The organism is Pseudoalteromonas sp. 2CM39R (assembly GCF_023161845.1).
Genome location: NZ_JALNTM010000007.1, coordinates 45962 through 66652, shown reverse-complemented (window position 1 = coordinate 66652; position 20691 = coordinate 45962). Strand labels below are relative to the sequence as shown.

Annotated in this window: 18 protein-coding genes and 1 riboswitch; of the genes, 6 read left to right on the top strand and 12 right to left on the bottom strand. The window is 39.8% G+C overall.

Translation table 11 applies throughout. The annotated features are described in order from the left end of the window. The first annotated feature begins 1 nt into the window (after position 1). Positions 2–3100 (top strand): efflux RND transporter permease subunit, encoded by a 3099-nt coding sequence (locus MTF66_RS16675; RefSeq protein WP_055011618.1) that lies wholly within the window; start codon positions 2–4, stop codon positions 3098–3100. Positions 3101–3174: 74 nt separating this feature from the next. Then, entirely contained in the window at positions 3175–3711 is a 537-nt protein-coding gene (gene msrA, locus MTF66_RS16670; RefSeq protein WP_138620791.1) for a peptide-methionine (S)-S-oxide reductase MsrA, read from the top strand. Between the two features lie 75 nt (positions 3712–3786). Here the strand turns inward: msrA and MTF66_RS16665 are convergent, their stop codons facing one another. Further along, on the bottom strand, positions 3787–5634 hold the full coding sequence (locus tag MTF66_RS16665; protein ID WP_138620789.1) for a TonB-dependent receptor domain-containing protein: 1848 nt from the start codon (positions 5632–5634) through the stop codon (positions 3787–3789). Positions 5635–5670: 36 nt separating this feature from the next. Further along, positions 5671–5836: riboswitch (cobalamin riboswitch) on the bottom strand. A 266-nt stretch (positions 5837–6102) separates the two neighbouring features. Then, entirely contained in the window at positions 6103–6585 is a 483-nt protein-coding gene (locus tag MTF66_RS16660) for a YajQ family cyclic di-GMP-binding protein (protein WP_008466001.1), read from the bottom strand. Positions 6586–6736: 151 nt separating this feature from the next. Between MTF66_RS16660 and MTF66_RS16655 the strand changes: the two genes are divergently transcribed. Continuing rightward, on the top strand, positions 6737–7087 hold the full coding sequence (locus MTF66_RS16655) for a VanZ family protein (RefSeq protein WP_008113182.1): 351 nt from the start codon (positions 6737–6739) through the stop codon (positions 7085–7087). Beyond that, complete coding sequence (locus MTF66_RS16650; RefSeq protein ID WP_248527689.1) at positions 7080–7982, top strand: ketopantoate reductase family protein; 903 nt, start codon at positions 7080–7082, stop codon at positions 7980–7982. The genes MTF66_RS16655 and MTF66_RS16650 overlap by 8 nt, the downstream gene beginning before the upstream one ends. Positions 7983–8008: 26 nt before the next feature. Here MTF66_RS16650 and thiI read toward each other — a convergent pair whose 3' ends face one another. Both thiI and MTF66_RS16640 read right to left on the bottom strand, forming a co-directional pair. Continuing rightward, positions 8009–9466 carry a tRNA uracil 4-sulfurtransferase ThiI gene (gene thiI / locus MTF66_RS16645; protein ID WP_075170684.1) on the bottom strand — a complete coding sequence of 486 codons (1458 nt, stop codon included), beginning with the start codon at positions 9464–9466 and terminating at the stop codon, positions 8009–8011. A 100-nt stretch (positions 9467–9566) separates the two neighbouring features. After that, on the bottom strand, positions 9567–10220 hold the full coding sequence (locus tag MTF66_RS16640; protein ID WP_010391043.1) for a TetR/AcrR family transcriptional regulator: 654 nt from the start codon (positions 10218–10220) through the stop codon (positions 9567–9569). 177 nt (positions 10221–10397) lie between these two features. Between MTF66_RS16640 and coaD the strand changes: the two genes are divergently transcribed. Beyond that, the gene (gene coaD / locus MTF66_RS16635; protein WP_010391041.1) at positions 10398–10889 is read left to right on the top strand and encodes a pantetheine-phosphate adenylyltransferase; all 492 of its coding nucleotides are present in this window, start codon (positions 10398–10400) and stop codon (positions 10887–10889) included. Positions 10890–10929: 40 nt separating this feature from the next. Here coaD and MTF66_RS16630 read toward each other — a convergent pair whose 3' ends face one another. From MTF66_RS16630 to argC, 8 genes are all read right to left on the bottom strand, one after another. Continuing rightward, positions 10930–11448 (bottom strand): hypothetical protein, encoded by a 519-nt coding sequence (locus MTF66_RS16630; RefSeq protein WP_248527688.1) that lies wholly within the window; start codon positions 11446–11448, stop codon positions 10930–10932. Continuing rightward, positions 11441–11956: a hypothetical protein gene (locus MTF66_RS16625; RefSeq protein ID WP_010391039.1), complete on the bottom strand. Its 516-nt coding sequence runs from the start codon at positions 11954–11956 to the stop codon at positions 11441–11443. Before MTF66_RS16625 ends, MTF66_RS16630 begins: the two co-directional genes overlap by 8 nt. Before the next feature lie 1052 nt (positions 11957–13008). Continuing rightward, complete coding sequence (locus MTF66_RS16615) at positions 13009–13209, bottom strand: hypothetical protein (RefSeq protein WP_010391035.1); 201 nt, start codon at positions 13207–13209, stop codon at positions 13009–13011. A gap of 248 nt (positions 13210–13457) precedes the next feature. Next, positions 13458–15323, bottom strand: coding sequence for an argininosuccinate lyase (gene argH / locus MTF66_RS16610; protein ID WP_010391033.1), 1866 nt, complete (start codon positions 15321–15323; stop codon positions 13458–13460). 52 nt (positions 15324–15375) lie between these two features. Further along, positions 15376–16578: an argininosuccinate synthase gene (locus MTF66_RS16605; protein ID WP_076920188.1), complete on the bottom strand. Its 1203-nt coding sequence runs from the start codon at positions 16576–16578 to the stop codon at positions 15376–15378. Beyond that, positions 16575–17507 carry an ornithine carbamoyltransferase gene (locus MTF66_RS16600; RefSeq protein ID WP_010391031.1) on the bottom strand — a complete coding sequence of 311 codons (933 nt, stop codon included), beginning with the start codon at positions 17505–17507 and terminating at the stop codon, positions 16575–16577. Before MTF66_RS16600 ends, MTF66_RS16605 begins: the two co-directional genes overlap by 4 nt. 7 nt (positions 17508–17514) lie before the next feature. Further along, the gene (gene argB / locus MTF66_RS16595) at positions 17515–18282 is read right to left on the bottom strand and encodes an acetylglutamate kinase (protein WP_010391030.1); all 768 of its coding nucleotides are present in this window, start codon (positions 18280–18282) and stop codon (positions 17515–17517) included. Beyond that, positions 18279–19292 carry an N-acetyl-gamma-glutamyl-phosphate reductase gene (argC, locus tag MTF66_RS16590; protein WP_109875637.1) on the bottom strand — a complete coding sequence of 338 codons (1014 nt, stop codon included), beginning with the start codon at positions 19290–19292 and terminating at the stop codon, positions 18279–18281. The genes argB and argC overlap by 4 nt, the downstream gene beginning before the upstream one ends. A gap of 221 nt (positions 19293–19513) precedes the next feature. Here argC and argE point away from each other — a divergent pair, with 221 nt between their 5' ends. After that, a complete protein-coding gene (gene argE, locus MTF66_RS16585) occupies positions 19514–20659 on the top strand; it encodes an acetylornithine deacetylase (RefSeq protein ID WP_248527686.1) in 1146 nt (381 codons plus the stop codon). Positions 20660–20691: the final 32 nt, after the last annotated feature.

The window sequence follows — 20691 nt, the reverse complement described above, 5'->3', positions numbered from 1 at the left end:
CGTGAAAATTACCGATACTAGCGTCAAACGCCCCGTTTTTGCGATTGTTATTAACTTACTGTTACTCACTTTTGGCTTAGTTGCTTTTAGTATGCTGCCTTTGCGTGAGTATCCAGATATTGAAACACCGATTGTAAATATTAGTACTGAATATACCGGTGCATCTGCTGAAATTATTGAAACAAAAATAACCCAAGTTATCGAAAACCGTATTTCGGGGATTGAGGGTATTAAAAGTATTAACTCATCGAGTCGTAATGGCCGCTCAAACATTACCATTGAGTTTAATATTAACCGCGACATAGACGATGCCTCTAACGATGTACGTGAACGTGTTGCACGGGCATTAGACAGCCTACCAGAGCAAGTACGCCCTCCTGAAGTATCAAAATCAAATAGTGACGAAAGCCCTATCGCGTGGTTTGTACTTAACAGTGAAACCATGGATTCATTGCAGCTTTCTGATTATGCACAGCGTTTTATTGTCGACCGTTTGGCCGTTGTTGATGGTGTATCAAATGTGCGTATTGGGGGAGAGCGAAAGTATGCTATGAAAGTATGGCTTAACCGCCAAGCGATGGCAGCTCGTGGCATTACCTCTAGTGATATAGAGCAAACACTTCGCAGTGAAAATGTAGAGCTTCCGGCGGGTGAAATTGAATCGGTAGACCGTGATTTTACTGTGCGCACTGCACGCAGCTATAAAAACCAACGTGATTTTCAAAACCTTGTCATTAAGCGAGGTGAAGATGGTTATTTAGTACGTCTAGGCGAAGTGGCTGACGTAAAATTAGAAGCCGCCGATGATGAAAGCTTATTTCGCGGAAATGGCCGTAATATGATTGGTATGGGTATTGTTAAACAAGCCAAAGCAAATACCCTTACAGTAGTTGATAACGCCCGCAGTGAACTAGAAAAAATAAAACGTAATTTACCTGAAGGCACTACTATAGAAGACAGTTACGACTCTTCAGTATTTATCAAAGAATCAATTAATGAGGTTTATAAAACTTTAGCAATTTCTATGGGGTTAGTAGTGCTTATTATCTTTATATTTTTAGGTAATATTCGCGCCACACTTATTCCTGCGGTCACCGTACCGGTCGCCTTAGTCGGTAGTTTTATGTTTTTATTAGCAATGGGTTATTCAATTAACTTATTAACTCTACTGGCACTGGTATTAGCAATAGGCTTAGTGGTAGATGATGCCATTGTAATGTTAGAGAATATTCACCGCCGCATAGAGCTTGGGGAGCCGCCTTTGTTAGCAGCTTATCGCGGCGCCCGTGAGGTAGGCTTTGCAATTATAGCCACCACCTTAGTGCTTATATCGGTGTTTGTGCCATTGGTGTTTATGGAAGGACGAATAGGCGCACTATTTACAGAATTTGCAATGGCGGTGAGTGCAGCCGTGTTCTTCTCCAGTATTACTGCATTAACACTCTCTCCGGCATTGTGTTCAAAGGTGTTAAAAGCTTCTGAAAAAGAAAGTAAGTTTAGCCAAGTAATGGATCGCTTTTTTACTAAATTAGAAAATGGATACCGTAACGCTTTAGCGTCAAACATGACTCGTAAATGGGGCTTAATGCTGAGCTTAGTTTTGGCTGGGTTTGTTAGTTATTCACTATTTTTACAAATACCGTCTGAACTTACCCCTAAAGAAGACCGTGGTACCTTTTTTGTACTTATGAATGGCCCTGAAGGCGCTAGCTATGAGAATAATGCCGCTAATATGGCAAAGATAGAAGAGCGCTTAATGCCTTACTCTGAATCTGGCGAACTAAGCCGAGTTTTAGTGCGAGTTCCAGGCTGGGGTGGCAGTGGTGGTGTAGCCATTGTTGGTATGGCGGATTGGGATAAACGCAAACGTTCAACCTGGGAAGTCATGGATGAAATAAGCGGTAAAATGCAAGAGGTCACCGATGTACGTGCTTTTGCAATTATGCGCCGTGGTATTGGCGGTGGTGGTTCATCGCGACCGATAGAGTTTGTTTTACAAGGTAATGATTATGCTCAGCTAGCTGATTGGCGCGATAGAATTATTAAACGTGCAGAGAAAAACCCTGGGTTAGTGCGCATTGATCATGATTATAAAGAAACCTTCCCACAATTTTTAGTCAGTATTGATAAAAATAAAGCCGCTGATTTAGGCGTATCAGTCTCAGATGTGGGACGTACACTTGAAACCATGCTTGGCCAACGCCGTGTAACCACTTTTATTGACCGCGGTGAAGAGTACGATGTAATTTTAAAGGGAACTAAAGAAGACTTTGCAAACCCTACTGATATTTCAAATATTTACCTTAAATCTCGCAGCAATGAATTGGTGCCACTCGACAGCCTTATAAGCTTGAAAGAAGAAGCCACCGCCTCGCGTTTAAACCGCTATAACCGTATGCGTGCAATTACTCTAAGTGCCAACTTAGCTGATGGCTATACGCTAGAACAAGCACTAAACTTTTTAAACAATATTGCCGCAGAAGAAAATGACATTGATGGCGCCATTGATTACAAAGGTGAGTCACAATTGTTTTATGAAGGTGCCTCAGCCATGACCTACGTGTTTGTGCTGGCATTGACCGTAACCTTTTTAGTACTCGCTGCTCAGTTTGAAAGCTTTATGCATCCGCTTGTTATTATGCTCACCGTTCCACTTGGGCTAATGGGTGCTATGTTTGGCCTGTGGAGTATGGGCTTAACACTCAATATATACAGCCAAATTGGTATTGTGATGCTCATCGGGTTAAGCGCTAAAAACGGTATTCTGATTGTTGAATTTACCAATCAGTTACGTGATAAAGGGTTGGAATTTAGTGAAGCTATTTTACAAGCCGCTACCCAGCGTTTACGTCCTATTATAATGACCTCCCTAACCACAGTTATGAGCGCGGTACCTTTGGTACTCGCCTCAGGGCCTGGCTCGGAAAGTAGAATGGTAATTGGTGTGGTGGTATTTACCGGCGTAACGGTTGCCACCATACTGACTCTGTTTGTTGTACCAGCCGCTTATTATGCCTTGGCACGTAACACGCAATCACCAGAGTTTTTACAGCAAAAGCTAGATAAACAAGCAGCTGAAAAACCACTTAAAGAGATCTAAGTCACTCTGAGCGTCGTAATTAGCAGTTACGGCGCTATTTTGGTGCATATAACCATATAATTGAGGAAGTACTTATGAGTTCGACCACACAGGTAGCAACACTCGGCGGCGGCTGTTTTTGGTGTATTGACGCAGCATTTAGGCGTGTTAGAGGGGTACTCAGTGTATGTTCTGGTTACACAGGCGGGCACACTGATAACCCAACCTACAAAGCCATTTGCACAGGCAATAGCGGACATGCCGAAGTGGTTAACGTTGAATTTGATTCAAGTGTAATAAGCTTTGAAACCCTACTCGCAATGTTTTTTACTTTGCATGATGCTACCCAGTTAAACCGCCAAGGTAACGATATAGGCACTCAATACCGCAGCGTTGTGTATTACCATGATCAGCAACAACAATTGCAAACACAGGCCGTTATTGCAGGGCTGCAAACTCATGTTAGCGAGCCTATAGTAACAGAGGTAAGCCCAGCAACCACTTTTTACCCTGCTGAAAGTTTTCACCAAGACTACTACAATGAAAACCCAGAACAAGGCTACTGTAGTATTTTAATTGCACCTAAATTGCACAAGTTTGAAACCGAATTTAGCGAGTTTTTATCTGAGTAAAAACACATTAAAGCTCTAACCAAATAGCCCAGCAATTTGCTGGGCTATTTCTTTTTCGGCAACTAAAAGTGACAATTAAAACTGGTAATTTGCCCCCACAAAGAAAGTTCTTCCTGCGCTGTTATAACCTAATAGCTCACCACTGGCAGCAAACCCTGTTGCCGCAGTAAAATATTCCTTATCAGTAATGTTTTCTATTCGAGCAGCTAACGACAAATTATCGAGCAACTGGTAATTGGCTGCTAAATTAAATACCGTATAGCCAGCGAGTTCAGAATCATAATACGCAATTGATGGACGCGATGAGCGATACTGCATATCTAAACTGGCATCAAAATCGCCCCATGATTTGGCGAGTTGATAATTAAACGATTCTGAAGGTCTGCGTGGTAAATCCGTATTCGTCTTTTCATCTGTAGCGTCTAAAAAGCTAAAATTAACAGAGTGTTCAAAGCCTAACACGGAAAACTCAGCCGACATTTCCAGCCCCTGCATAGATACTTTATCTATGTTAGTTGCAATATATTTACCTGAGTCCGCATCATAATTATTACTAATTAAATTATTGATACGGTTATCGAAAAGAGCAATATCATAACGCCCCCATTGAGTTTCTAGGGTAACACCAAACTCATTGTTTAAGGCTTCCTCAGGCTTAATATTATTATTTGGCAGGTAGTATGGGCTGTTAGTCACAAACGCATTAATTAAAGACGGCGCCCTAAATGCGGTGCCATGATTTAAACGTACCGTTACATACTGATTCGCTTTATATCCAAGTCCAGTACTGTAAGTATTTGCGCGGCCATGGAAGTCATAATCATCGGTTCTGATAACCGCATTTGCTAACCATTGTTCATGACTATAAAACGCGCCTATAAACAATGCGTTATTATCGCGTTTTTCTTCTGATGACGTTGCTGAAGAGTTTGATAAATCCTCAGACAAGTAATTAAAACCACCTGATAAATCAAGCTCTTTCGTTAGGCTATAAAGCCCTCGGTATTCAAACTCAACACGCTCTGTGCTATACACTTGCTGAACATCGGTGCCAGTTTGAGTATTTTCTTCTTGCGATACACTCAATGAAGTACTTTGGGTATATACTTCTGAGGCTTTTTTCCAGCCTAGCTTAGCGGTATAGTTTTCAAAATCGTAGGCATCGTTACCCCATGCGTTATCATACTGCGCTTCACCTTCACTGTACTGAGACTGTAAGCTCAACTCACCTAGTTCAGCCAGTTCATACGCTAAATTAAAGCCAATGTTTTTATTTTTGTAGCCATCATCATCGTGATCTTTGGTATATTCAGCCACAGGATCTTTGCCAGTAACATCAAAACCATCTGTCTCTTCATAGCCTAGATTATAATTAAAGCTAAGCGCCTCTTTTGCAAGCCCACCAGCAAGCTGATAATTACTGTAACTATGACTGCCCAAATTAGCCGAAAGCGTATTATTTGAGGCTTTACGGGTAATGATATTAATTACTCCGGCTACCGCATCAGAGCCATAAATAGCTGCTCTGGCACCTTTAATAACTTCAACACGCTCGATACTATTAACTGGAATATTAGTTAGCGATACACTACCTGAGCTTGCATCGCTCACTCTTACGCCATCAACCAATACTAAGGCATATTTAGCGCTAGCACCGCGAACAAATATATCTGCTTTTTGACCTAATCCGCCGTTACGGACAATATCAATACCAGCTATGGTATTTAATATTGCAGGTAAGTCTCGGTAATTCGCTTTTTCAATATCAGCGCGGTCGATAACTGCCACACTTGCTAATACATCATTTATAGGTTGTTCAAATTTATTTGCAGTAACGGTTATTCTTTCAATGGTTTGTTCTGCAGATGCAGAAAAAGACAGTGCCGCCGAAATAGCCACACCCAATGCAGTTTTATTTATCATGATGTTCCCTATCTCTGCCCACCGCAAAGATGTTAGTAAGTAAGATTACATCAAGGCCGGTCTCCGGACTCAGTTACCATAATAAAATACAGCATAACTTTACCGTTGCGGGGGCAGTGTTGGGATTGACTTCATCAATGAAAACGCACCAACTTCCCGATTATCCTACTAAAAAAATCACACCTTTGAAGTGTTTAGCAAGCACCTTGAAAATAGGCTGCTATTGTTATCTGTTTACTTAAAAATGTCAACGGACGTCTAAACATCTACAATTTGATTTTTGGGGTTCGGGGTTCGGGGTTCGGGGTTCGGGGTTCGGGGTTCGGGGTTCGGGGTTCGGGGTTCGGGGTTCGGGGTTCGGTAATTATCATAGATTCAAAAATAAAAAAGCCAAACAATATAGCGTGTTTGGCTAAATACATGTTGCTTTGAACTAAGCGCCTATAGTGCCTAGCTCGAAACAATAAATTAATCGCGGAAGTTTTTAAACTGAAATGGCTGACCTAAATCGGCAGTGCGTACAACTTGCATAGCAGCTTGTAAGTCATCACGCTTTTTACCCGTTACGCGTACTTCTTCGCCTTGAATAGCCGCTTGCACTTTTACTTTAGAATCTTTAATGGCTTTTACTACTTTTTTAGCCATATCTTTTTCGATACCCTGCTTTAGTGCAACGTTACGAAAAACATTTTTGCCTGCGCGAGAAATATCTTGTAGTTCTAGGCTCGCAACGTCCATTCCACGCTTAGAAACTTTCCCAGCTAAAATATCAAACAACTGCATAACCTGAGCATCTGCTTCAGCTTTTAATTTAATTGTTTTATCGTTTAATTCAATTGAGGCATCGACCCCTCTAAAATCAAATCGTGTCTCTAATTCACGATTGGCATTATCAACCGCGTTTTGTGCTTCGTTCATTTCTACTTCAGATACAATATCAAATGAAGGCATGATGTTCTCCTAACTAGCTAATCTTAATTTTATGCGGCAATTATAACGTTAAAATGATAAACCTTTACATTTTTCTGCATCTTGTTCAGGTGCGATACTAATTTAGTTTGATATACTGAGGCTTCTTTTTTATACGATTTTAGGATTCTTCGTGACGAGGCGTGTTTACCAAGCTATTTTTTTAATTAGTATTGTCGCATTTACCTTCTTATTTGCTAAAGAGGTAAAAGGGGCTGCAAACTTATTTCCGCATGTAGATAAAGTGGCGCATTTTGGTATTTTCTTTTTACTTGCCATTATAATGGATAAAGCCTTTAAACTGCCTTTATATGCACAAATATTGCTGTTAGCCGGCTATGGTGCCGCAATAGAAATTATGCAAGATAGCCTCCCTTACAGACAAGCATCACTGGCCGATTTTGTTGCCGACTTTATTGGTGCGGCGAGCTACTTTTTAGCTAAAGCCCTATTAACACTACGTAAAAAGAAGCGTTATGGCTAACATACTTGTTGTTGGTGATGGTGCTATTGGCTTGTTATTTAGCTATTTCTTAGCGAAACATCACACTGTTAATATTCTTACTAAAAAAGGCACCCTTAACACTCGCTTTTATAGCCGTGGTGATGCCCCTTCAGAAAAAATTAACGCTACTTTCATCTCACAACAGCAATTAGCCCAAGCTCCCGAGTTTGACATTGTTTTATTCACAGTTAAAGCGTTTGCAGTGCAACAAGCCTATGCCCAAGTAAAGCCTTATCTTGGTAATAATACCCATATTGTACTGAGTCATAATGGCATGGGTAATGTTGAACAATTAAATGCACAGTTAACAAAGCAGCAGTCGTTGTACTTTTTAACCACTAGCATGGCTGGGTTCAAATCAAACCCTAATATTGTGCAGCATACCGGAAACGGGCAAAGTGTATTAGGGGGCTGTAATCAACTAGCTATGCAAAATATTCAACAGCTTAGTGTACAATTACACACTATTCCGCAATTAATTGTCAGCAACAATATTGAGCAACTGCGGTTTGAAAAGCTACTGGTTAATATTGCTATAAACCCATTAACCGCTCTGTACAATATAAAAAACGGCCAGTTGCGTGCGCCACAGTTCAATAGCTCAATTATTAATTTATTAACTGAAGCGTGCCACACTGCGACCGCGCTTAAACTTAATATTAAGCTTATTGATGCCCTCGAGCGCGCCTATAAGGTGATGAGTTTAACCGCAGAGAATTACTCATCTATGCATCAAGACGTTTTGCATAATAGGCAAACTGAGATCATGGCAATTTGTGGTTATATTAGTGAACAAGGCAAGCAACATAATATTGCGACCCCGTATAACGACGCTTTACTCGCTGAAATTTTGGCAAAAAAAAGCGCGGAATAAATCCGCGCTTTTAAAATATTTAGCCATTAACGACGATAGACTTTTACAGTGGTAAAGCCTTCTTCGTGAAGAATAAGCGCTTGTAACTGGCTCATTACCCCTTTTTGGCAATATAAGTAATAGTCTTTGCCTTTAGGTAAATCACCAAACTTAGTTGCTAAACGGAAAAACGGTAAATGAATAACTTCAATACCATCAATTTCAAGCGGAGCGGCATCTTCTTCCTCAGGTGAGCGAATATCAACAACAACCGCTCCCTCTGGTAACTCTGTAACTGACTCAGCCTCTTTAAGCTCTTGCTTAGCTTCAACATCGATATCGCGCACATCCATAACACGGGCGTTATCAATAACGGTATCTAATACGTCAAAATCAAACTTCTCTTCTTCTGCTTTAATGACTTCAATTTTGGCTTTAACCGTCGGCTTTTTAGAGATCACACCACAGTATTCAGGCATCGTTTCTGCCATTTCTGCAGTGCCTATTTGGCGCGCTATATTAATGATCTCTTGCTTATCATGTTGGATAAGAGGGCGTAAAATCAGCGTTTCGGTTACACGGTCAATAACACTTAAGTTAGCTAAGGTTTGGCTAGACACCTGACCTATACTTTCACCCGTTACCAAAGCTTGAATATTTAGTTTTTCAGCAACGGCACTACCCGCTCGCATCATCATACGTTTAAGCACAACACCCATTTGGCTGTTCTCAACGTTTTCTAAAATTTCAGCAACAACCGGTTCAAAATCAACAGTAATAAACTTAACTTTATGTGTAGAGCTGTATTGTTTCCATAGATAGTAGCTCGCTTGCTTAACCCCAATTTCATGGGCAGCACCACCTAAGTTAAAGAATAAAAAGTGTGTACGAGCGCCTTTACGGATCATCTGATAACTGGCAACGCCAGAATCAAATCCACCAGACATAAGCGATAATACATCGTCTTGTGTTGGCAGTGGAAAGCCCGCCATTCCTAAATGGGTTTGCGTCACTATGTAGGCTTTTTCGTCTTTAATTTCTAAACGAATTGTTACCTCAGGACGGCTTAGCTTTACTCGAGCTCCTTCAACATGTTGATTAAGCCCGCCACCAACGTAGCGCTCTAATTCAGTTGAAGTAAAATCATGTTGACCTATGCGCTTAGCACGTACACAAAAGGTTTTACCAATAATAGTGTGGCCAACTAACGCAATGGTTTTTTGATAGATGTCATCAAGGGTTTTAAAGTCTGTTTCGGTCACTTCAATAAACTGTACGATGCCAGGAATGCGCTGCAAGCTATCAATAAAATCAAGGCGAGTTTGAGCATCATCTAGTTTTGTAACAACTGAAATATTATCCCAGTTATTACGTACTTGTACTTTTTCGTCAACACGACGCAATACAATTTTAATGTTATTTTCTAACACTTTGGTAAAGCGTTTACGGACTGAACGGCTTTTGATGGCTATTTCAGGGTGAAGTTTGACGATAAATTTAAGCATAGTTCAACTCTTAGACTGCGGGAATTCGCGCACCCAGGCATTGGGCGCGGCGAATTATAGCAAAAAATTTAACGCCTAGGAACTAACCAACTCAACAGGCTTAAGGATTCTGGGGGGCAGCATTTGCTAAAAGTGCGTACTTGTCTCTTAACTGATTAATTTTATTTGCGCTTTTTTCTGTACTGTAAGCCTTAAATAAAGTCAGTACTTTTACAATGCCAGGGTAAATATCTTGTTCAACCAGCACACCACTTAGTCTTCTTGCTTTCATATAGGGTGTCCAAAAGCTAACCGTTAATTTTAGCGTATGAGCAAGTTCAATGGCATCTTGTTCATCAATGGCAATAATTTCACTATCCCGCAAGGCCAAAATGATGTTACGTACCTGCTCAAGTAATTCCTGCTGAAAATCAATGTAACCCTGTTTTAAATGGCTATCGCGAGCAAGAATATCGCCAAGGTTGTCGTAAAAAAAATGATAGCGCCACATTAATTCAAATAGCGAATCTAAATAAGGGCCAAGATGCTCAAAAGCATCGTCGCCTTTATCAACTGGCTTAAAGTGAGTACTTAAATGATCACGATAAAGTGCAAATATATGGCGAATAATGTCTTCTTTATTTTTAAAGTGGTAGTAAAGATTACCCGGACTCATGCCTAAACTCGATGCAATATGATTAGTTGATATTGCTCTTTCACCATGTTCATTAAACAATGAAATACTGGTTTGAATTATTTTATCCTTGGTATTCATATACTCATTACTCAATTTTCGAAAATACGATGCTGCATTAAAACAATCCACTAGTATAAACAAATAGTCAGCGTTAAAACAATCAAGGCATGAAGTTCTTCACAATTTACTTACAAGGCTGCTTTGCACACTAAACACTGCTACACTACGGCTAAAAATAATAACACAGTAAATATTATGAAAGTGACCGCAATCTACCCAGGCACATTTGACCCTCTTACCAACGGCCACACTGATTTAATTCAGCGTGCGGCTAAAATGTTCGATACCGTTATTGTTGCTATTGCTCATAACCCGAGTAAAAAACCGTGTTTTACTTTAGAAGAACGCGTTGATTTAGCAAATGAAATTTTAAGCCATTTAGATAATGTAAAAGTGATTGGCTTTTCAGGACTGCTGGCTGATCTCGCTCGTGACCATAACGCAAATGTATTGATTAGAGGTATAAGAGCGGTTTCTGATTTTGATTATGAATTTCAGCTCGCAAATATGAACCGCCGTTTAAACCCTGATTTAGAAAGTGTATTTTTAACACCTGCTGAGCGTAACACCTTTATATCATCAACGCTCGTAAAAGAAGTTGCACGCCATAACGGGGATGTGAGTGAGTTTGTTGATAGCATAGTAATGAAAGCATTGCAGTCGAGGCTAGGGAAAACCAAGCATTAATAATTTTTTCAGAAAGTAGCGTATAAATGAGACGCTACTTTTAGACTCCTAAAATAAAACGGCCTTTAAATTTCTTCCCTAACCAGAGTATTTTTAATACGTCTTTATTTATGATTAAAACTACCGCCATAACACAATCACTGACAACTTGACCTATTGCATAAAGCGCCCAAAACCACCAGTAATCGGTATTATCCTGCATGCTGACATCGTAATGCATACCTAAAAACATGAGTGCATTAAAGCTAAGCCCTACAATAAGGTAATAAAAAGCAACAGGAATAATTTTGCCCTTAATAAAGTATCCCCAAATAACTAGCAAAACAATAGTCACTATATCAAACATAAACATTTTAAGATGAGGTGTCTCTGTAGTTGGATCAATAAACATGCTTGAAGTGTAAGATAGCATCATAATAAAAGAGAGAAGCAAAAGGTTTTTATTGCGATTGTTTATACTTGTCGATAGGTTATACAAAAAAGAGATTACAAATAACCAAGTTATAAAAATCGACATATAATCAAAAATCGCGACTAACTGCCAAAGAAAATCAGCCATTAATAATAGCCTTATTAATACTAATTTTTACAAGCCAATTTTTAAATTTCACTACTCTCAAAAAGTCTTTATTGATAAAGAAAATGGCTATCATCATAAAATCCATAAGATTAATTCCCAAAGAATAAAATGACCAGAACCACCATGGTGAGCTGTTACTAAAAACAAATACATCCAGATGCATGCCAAAAAATAACAGTGAGTTTATGCTTAGCCCTAATAATAGATAAGAAGATATAATGTTTTTATTTAAGAAGTTACTTACAACCAAAATAGCCAAAATAGTCATTAGATCAAAAAGTAATAGTTGCATGTAAGAAATGTTTTGAATATCAATAAACAAGCTGGAAGAATATGAAACTGACATTATCAGTGACAGCCATAAGGCCTCTTTTTTGGGTTTATTTATACTCGTTACTAATGAGTATAAAAAAGCCATTAAAAAGCCCCACTGAACAAATGCGCCGAGGTAAAGAGATACATATGGGTTGAGCAAAAAATTATCCATTTGAAGGATTATTTCGAATAGCTAAATTAAGTTGCTTTTTTACCTGTCGTTTTTTTAAGATATTTGTATTTATTACCAAAGAAATAATCATTAATACATCAATAAAATTTACTCCTAAAGAGTAAACACTCCAAAGCCACCATTCATCAATATTATCACGTACAAATAGGTCATAATAAATGAAAAATGTTAGCAGACTATTTATTAGTAAGCCTGGGATAATATAATAGCTAGCGAGGGGAGCTTTAAGGCAGAAATTCAATAAAATGAGAATAATAGAAATGGTTATATAATCGAAGAGGATCCAATCTAAATATACATTTTCTAATATCGGAAAAAAATCACTACAAAAGTAAGAGGAAAACATAATAGCGGCTAAGTATGTTAACGACTTGTCTGCCTTATTTATACTCGAAACAAGTGAGTATAAAAACGCCATTAAAAAACCCCATTGAGTGAAGGCACTTACGTAATCAACCATGCTGTAATCGATATACAACTTAGTTACAATCCCTTGCTATTTTTGGTCTTTGAAATGATGGTAGTATTTTCTTTTTGAACTTATGTAATCCCAAGAAATCTCTATCAACAATTAATACAACTATCATAATGAAGTCTACAAGATTAACTGTATATGTATAAGCATCCCACAAAAACCATGGTTCTTTGTTTTTTAATATATAGATATCTAGATACATGCAAAGAAAAAGGATTGAATTTATTGATAGACCAATAATTAAATATATAAAAGATGGGGTTGTTTTCTTTATAATTTTATACATGCATGCGAGAGCGATGATCGTGACAATATCATACATGGCCCAATCAAGATAAATTGAATCTTTCATCGATAGCCACGTATAAAAATAATCAGAAAGGGTATAAGATACCATCATGACAAATGAACTGAGTAAGAGAGTTGTTCCCCTTTTTACATCTAATGAATATACAAATACATTAAAAAAGAAAGTCATTAGAAATCCCCACATCGTAAAAGCAGACAGTGAGAACAACCCAAAAAGCTCAGTTAAAATCATTTAAAACCTTTATAATTATTTAGGTTTCCATGTTGGTATAACAGTACCACCACCTCGCTGTAAATCCGCAGTAGCAGCCGTCATCGCCTCTTTAGAAAAGCTTACTGTATCAGATTGTAGGGTTTTAGGGCTAGCAGTTTGTTCCATTGCAGGCTTTAATTGTTGCGTTTTATTGTATGCTTGCATTTGTACTTGGCTATTAGCTGAAATTTGCATGTAATTAATCCTTTTGAGTATTAAATTTATTATTGGCGCAAATTTAAATCACACCACCTTAAGCAGTACTAAGTAACTGCTGTAACGTACTGCATATGTTAGTTAATTGACTAATGAACACGTTACACAAAAATAAAGCAAACAACATGCCAACCTTAACTTTTCAACGTAAAGATTTAAAAATCATTTTATTTTACTCAAAAAAAAACGCATCGGGGTCACCGTGCGTTTTTTATCCTAGGGATTGCTCAAGCCACGTTTTTACAGGGGATCTCCATGCTATTACTTGGCTTTAACATATATTCCATTGCGACTTCATCACAGTTTTCTTTGCGTAAACATAGCTCGCAATCTTTCATTACTTTTTCAGGTAGGCTCTCTTTATTACAGAAACTAAACCGCTGATTTTCGAAAAAGTCAGGTACACGAGTCAGAACAATGACACGCTTGAGTGCCAACTTTTTGGCTTTCACTAATAAGTGTTCAACCAGTTCTCGTCCCTGCCCCGTTACTGCGCTTTTAGGATCAATGCCTAATGAACGTATTTCAGCTAACCCTGTGTCGTAAATATAAAGTGAAGCACAACCCGATACCTGACCGTCTATCTCGGTTACGGCAAACTCATTAATTGAGTGCACCATATCACTTTTAGCTCGCGGTAAATTTTCGCCGACTGTTGCCCAGTGCTGTACGAGTTTAGCAATTGCTTCTACGTCATCTAAGTTGGCATCACGAACCGTTATTTGCTGTTTTTTTTTCGCGTCTTTCACCGCTTTGCTTACTTGCTCTAATGATGTACCGCCAAGCGCTTGGCGCGCTTTTATACAGGCGTCAATTTCAAGTACCGGATACACGTCATCTTCAAACACGGGGTTTACTGATTTATACTGCTCTAGTGAAAGCTCCTCTAACGTTTTACCTTCACTAATAGCTAATTGCACCAACACCCCAACAATATGATGCCCTTCTCTGAACGGCACTCCTTTAGCGACTAAGTAATCAGCAAGTTCGGTTGCATTCGCGTGGCCACCTTTTGCCGCTGCAAGGGTTTTATCTGCTTTCACTTTTATACCTTTGATACACGCTTGTGCCATATGAATACACGCAAGCCATGTTGGCATGGCATCAAAAATGCCTTCTTTGTCTTCTTGCATGTCTTTATTGTAGGCAAGCGGTAGTGCTTTTAGAGTCATCATCATTGCGCTAAACGCACCAAACACCCGGCCAGTTTTACCGCGAATTAGCTCTAATGCATCTGGGTTTTTTTTCTGTGGCATTAAAGATGAACCCGAGGTCACATTATCGGCCAGTTCAATAAAGCCAGCTTCTCCCGAGTTATAAAAAATCAGGTCTTCAGACATCCGCGATAAGTGGATCATCGAAATAGACGCACAGCTTAATAGTTCAACAACAAAGTCACGATCAGATACACCATCTAAACTATTTTTAGTCGCGCCAGTAAATCCTAGCCCTTGTGCAAGTGCATGGCGATCAATCGGGTATGCAGTGCCCGCAAGTGCACCACTGCCGAGTGGGCAATAATTCATTCGTGCTTGGGCATCTTTTAGTCGGCTTTCATCACGCTCAAGCATTTCTACATAAGCCATACACCAATGACTAAATAACACCGGTTGTGCACGTTGTAAGTGGGTATAACCTGGTAATATTGTGCCAAGCTCACGTTCAGCTAAGCCAATAAACTCTGCTTTAAGTTGCGCAATCGCTTTTAAAATATGATCGGCGGTATCGCGGCACCAGAGTCTAAAGTCGGTAGCAACTTGGTCGTTACGGCTTCGGCCTGTGTGTAACTTTTTAGCTAAGTCACCTACTTTTTCAATTAGTGCAGCTTCAACATGCGAGTGAATATCCTCTGCACCTGAAGTGGCAACAGCGTGTGGATTTGCTTTTACTTCTTCAAATAACTCATAAAGTGCCGATACCAGCTTTTTGTGCTCATCACTAGATAACACATTCACTTGTTCTAGTGCGCCAGCCCATGCAACAGAGCCAATTATATCTTGCTCTGCTAATTGATAATCGAAGGGAAGTGAATCGTTAAACTGTTTAAACGCTTCATCTGGACCCGTAGAAAAACGTCCGCCCCATAATGCCATGAAATTTCTCCAAACCCGATAATAGCCCCTTAATTCCAAGGGGCATAAAAAATTACTTTTTAGCTAATGCTGAAATTCTGCTTGATAGCGAGAATAAACGAATAAAGCCTTCTGCGTGCGATTGGTCATAAACATCGTCTTCACCAAAGGTAGCAAAATCTTCGCTATATAAACTGTTAGGTGATTTTTTCTGAACCGCAGTGACTTGGCCTTTATAAAGCTTAAGTACCACTTCGCCCGTTGCTAATGTAGACAGCGCTTCTGCACCGGCTAAAATAGAATCTTTTAGCGGCGTAAACCAACGACCGTCGTAGACTAAGTGTGAAAATTCACCACCGAGTACTTCTTTCCATTTGCGGCTCGCTTTATCAAGTACTAACTCATCAATAGCTTGCAGCGCTGCCATGATCACAGTACCGCCTGGCGTTTCATAACAACCACGCGATTTCATGCCCACTAAACGGTTTTCTACAATATCGACACGGCCCACACCATGAGGTGATGCAATATCGTTTAATTTAACTAAACAATCATAAGGTTTAAGCTCTTCGCCATTTACAGCAACTACTTCACCTTCAACAACCGATAAAGTGACGTGTTCAGCTTTATCAGGTGCTTGCTCTGGTGAATTAGTCCAGGTCCATACTTGCTCACTTGGTTCACACCAAGGGTCTTCAAGTTCACCGCCTTCGTGAGAAATATGCCATGCGTTAGCATCACGACTGTAAATTTTAGTTGCTGACGCAGAACATGGAATGTCACGTTCAGCTAGGTAATCAAGCAATGATTCACGGCTTGATAAATCCCACTCACGCCATGGCGCAATCACTTTTAAATCAGGTGCGAGTGCGGCAAAACATGACTCAAAACGTACTTGGTCGTTACCTTTACCCGTACAGCCATGAGAAAGTGCATCGGCACCTACTTTACGTGCAATTTCAACTTGCGCTTTAGCAATGATTGGACGCGCCATAGAAGTACCAAGTAAATAAGTCCCTTCATATATAGAACCCGTTTTAAGCGTTGGGTAAATATAATCGCTTACCATCTCATCTTTTAAATCAACCACGTAACACTCAGATGCACCAGACGCTATAGCTTTAGCTTCTACGCCTTCAAGTTCTTCAGCTCCTTGGCCAACATCGGCAACAAAGGCAATAACTTCACAGCCGTAGTTCTCTTTTAACCATGGCACGATAGCCGATGTATCAAGACCACCTGAATAGGCTAAAACGACTTTTTTAATTGAACTCATAGGTGTTCCTTAACAAAATTTGGATTTAACAATGTAACTAATAGCGCATTTTGCGCATGCATGCGGTTTTCTGCTTGCTGTATAATTTTTGATGCAGGGCCATCCATTACCTCAGAAGTAATTTCAAACTCACGGTGTGCCGGTTGGCAATGTAATACCGTAGTTGCACCGGTTTTTTCTAACAATGCCTGGTTTAATTGATAAGGCATGTATTTTTCTTTTACTTGCTCAAGAGGAGTTGTATCCCCCATTGATACCCAGGTATCGGCGTAAACAACATTAGCGCCTACTGCAGCCTCAACCCTGTCACTTACCATTACAGAAGCGCCATTCATCGCTGCTATTTGCTCTGCTTTTTTAAGTACTTGCGAATCAGGTGAGCTGCCTTTTGGTGTTACAGCGACAAAGTCTGTTCCTAAAGTAGCGGCTAATAGCATTAATGAGTGCGTTACATTATTGCCCTCACCTAGGTAGGCAAGCTTTAACTGGCTAACATCACCATGTACTTCTTGTAGCGTTAAAAAATCAGCTAATGCTTGGCATGGGTGATATAAATCACACAAACTGTTAATCACAGGAACGGATGAATACTCACCGAGTGTCGTTAACGTACTGTGCTGATTAACCCGCGCAACAATCCCGTCTGCCCAAGTCGAAATATTTAAGGCAAAATCTTTTATTGATTCGCGGGCGCCCATTGCACCATTTTGTTGGTCAAGGTAAACCGCATGGCCCCCTAAACGGTTTATACCAATATCAAATGAAAGGCGAGTACGTAAACTTTGCTTTTCAAACAAAGTAACCACTGACTTACCAGCTAGCACTTGGCTATATTTACTTGGGCTTTCTTTAATATCTTGCGCTAACTTTAATAAATTTAGTGCGCCTTGTTGGTCTAATTCTAGACCCGTTAAAAAATCTTTAAACATGTTCAACCTATGGTGTTACTTTAGTTCCGACATGCTCGCCTTGCAGCAAAGCAGTTAAGTTTTCTGGCTTTTGCCAGCTGGAAATGTACACACCGCGTCGTAAATGTTGGGCAGCGTGAAGACTGGTCTTAACCTTGACCTCCATCCCGCCCAAAATTACTCCCTCTGCAATTAAAGTATCAATGTGTTTTGTGTCAAGTTGATGTAAAGGCTGCTTATTGGCATCAAGTACCGCCTCTACGTCCGTCATAAAAATAAGTTCTGCATTTAAATTATTTGCCATTGCGGCGGCTGCTTCATCGGCATTAACGTTGTATAACAAGCCCTGCTCATCAAAGCCGATAGAACTGATGATTGGTAACCGGCCAGCACTGAGTAAATCATTAATAATAGAATCAGCATTGTTGTGACATTGACCTACTTGACCCAATGCTTTTAATTTTTGCGAGGCGGTGATCCCTGCTTCATATAAACTTAACCCCACCGGCTTATGACCAACACTAATTGCTTGCGCCATGAGTTGTTTGTTTGCCGCACCCGCAAGGGCTCCAACAATATAAGGCATCTGTTCTTTAGGGCTAATACGTAAACCTTGGTGTTTAGCACTGGCAAAACCAGCCTCTTTTAACCAGCTATCAACTAATGAGCCACCACCATGCACAATCACAAACTGAGCATCATCTTGCTCGTTGAGTATTTCAAATAATGCTTTAGCGGCATTTTCAGTATTGAGTACTGCACCACCGAGTTTAATAACCCACGTTTTACTGCTCATCTAAACGCTCCTATTAGACCTGTAGTGTGGGGAAGCCCCATTGATAAATTAATACATTGCAAGGCCTGACCAGCTGCCCCTTTTAATAAGTTGTCAATTGCTGCCATTACTATTAACTGTGAGCCTTGCTGCTGCCACGCAATATCTACATAAGGTTGTTTGGCCACCCCTTTAATCGAAGGGATTTTGCTGCCAAGCAAACGAATTAATGGCTCATCAGCCAATACTTGATAAGCTTTAGCTACTTGCTCACTGGCCACACCTGGCTTTAATTGCACATAAATAGTTTCTAAAATACCGCGCGGGAAATTACCTAAATGAGGAGTAAATAACACCTCATGACCTAGGTGCTGTTGTATTTCAGGCCCGTGACGGTGATTAAACAAACCATAGGGTGCAAGTGATACCTCACAAAAATGCGTACCGATGCTGGCTTTTCGCCCTGCGCCAGTTACGCCAGAAACCGCATTAATAATAATTTTTTCATCACTCAACAAGCACGCTTGTTGAAGAGGCTTTAATGCATTTAATGCAGCCGTTGGATAGCAGCCAGCAACAGCAATTAACTGAGCATCAGTAATGGCTTTACTATTCCATTCAGCAAGACCATAAGCCGCTTGATTAAGTAGTTCTGGGTGTTGGTGTTCAAAACCATAATAAGTAACGTAATCATCATTGCTTGCAAGACGATAGCCACCGGAAAGGTCAAATACCTTTTTACCCATCGCTAAAAACTGAGGCGCTAAATCCACACTTACTTTATGATCGGTGCACAGACAAACGTAATCTGCTGAATGAGTGATATCAGCAAGTGCATGTTCATTTAGTGGCTGCAGAGGTAAATCAAGTAATCCTAAATGCTCAGGATACAATTCACTAAGCAATTTATGTTTATCTAAACTTTGCGCTGATACATAACAACCAGTTAGCGAAAGAGTTGGATGTTTTGCTACTAAGCTAGCCAGTTCTGCGCCGCTGTAACCGCTGGCACCTATAATTACTACGTTCATTATTTACTCTTTATCTAAAATTAGTGACCACATTCCATGTTGTTTGTTTACACTAGGGTATAACCCAGCCAAACAGATTAAATTTATGAGTGATAACTATCGTCGTATTGTTTTCATGGCGTAACTTTAATATATTTATGCTTAAAAAGTGAATTGATATTCATCATAAATACTTTTATATTGTTATGCAATTAAAATGAATACTTATTTTGGAACTTTTTATGTCTCTGCCGTCATTTATTTCGATGTACCAGCAATTGATTGCTGCCCCCTCTATCAGTGCCATTGAAGATCATTTATGTATGAGTAATAAAAGTGTCATTGAATTGCTAGCGCAATGGTGTGAAAGCTTAGGTTTTACCTGTGAAATAATAGAATTAAAAGGCAACAAAGGTCGCTACAACTTATTAGCAAAACGCGGTCAAGGCGACGGCGGTTTAATGCTGGCAGGTCACACTGATACGGTGCCATTTGATGATAGTCGTTGGAATCACAACCCATTTAAATTAACTGAGCGAGATAACAAACTATTTGGCTTAGGTAGCATTGATATGAAAGGTTTTTTTGCTTTTGTACTGCAGGCTATTAGTGAGCTTGATGAAAAGCAACAAACACAACCAATTTTAATATTAGCCACCGCAGACGAAGAAACCACTATGGCTGGCGCACAACAAATCTGTAAGCACCCAAATTTAAAGCCAAGTCGCTGTATTATTGGTGAACCTACTGATATGACGCCAGTATTTACTCATAAAGGTCATATGAGTACAGCAATAAGAGTTGTCGGCCGTTCAGGACATAGCTCAGATCCCGAACGGGGTCTTAACGCCATCGAAGTGATGCATAAAGTGATTACAAAATTGCTAATCTTAAAAGAACAACTTAAGAATAAATATTCAATAAATCACTTTGAAATTCCTCACCCAACGCTCAATTTAGGTAATATTCATGGGGGCGATAATGCAAATCGGATTTGCGGTTGCTGTGAAATGCACATTGATATGCGCCCTCTTCCTGGCTTAAGTGTACAAGAGCTGCAAGCATTGCTGCTTGATGCAACCTACGATATAAATCAGCAATACCCTAATTCGGTCAGTGTGATTGATTTACATGAGCCAATTCCAGCATTTACAGGAAGCACAGACAGCGCGTTAGTTAAACTAGCCGAAAATATAGCAGGGCAAAAAGCGGTGGCTGTTAATTACTGTACTGAGGCACCATTTTTACAACAACTGGGTTGTGAAACCATCGTCATGGGACCGGGTTCAATTAACCAAGCGCATCAGCCCGATGAATATTTAGCGATGGAAAAAATAAAGCCTTCTCAACAAATTATCAGCAACCTCATAAAGGCGAGTTGCTTTTAATCAGTAACAAAAAAGACGCTATTAAGCGTCTT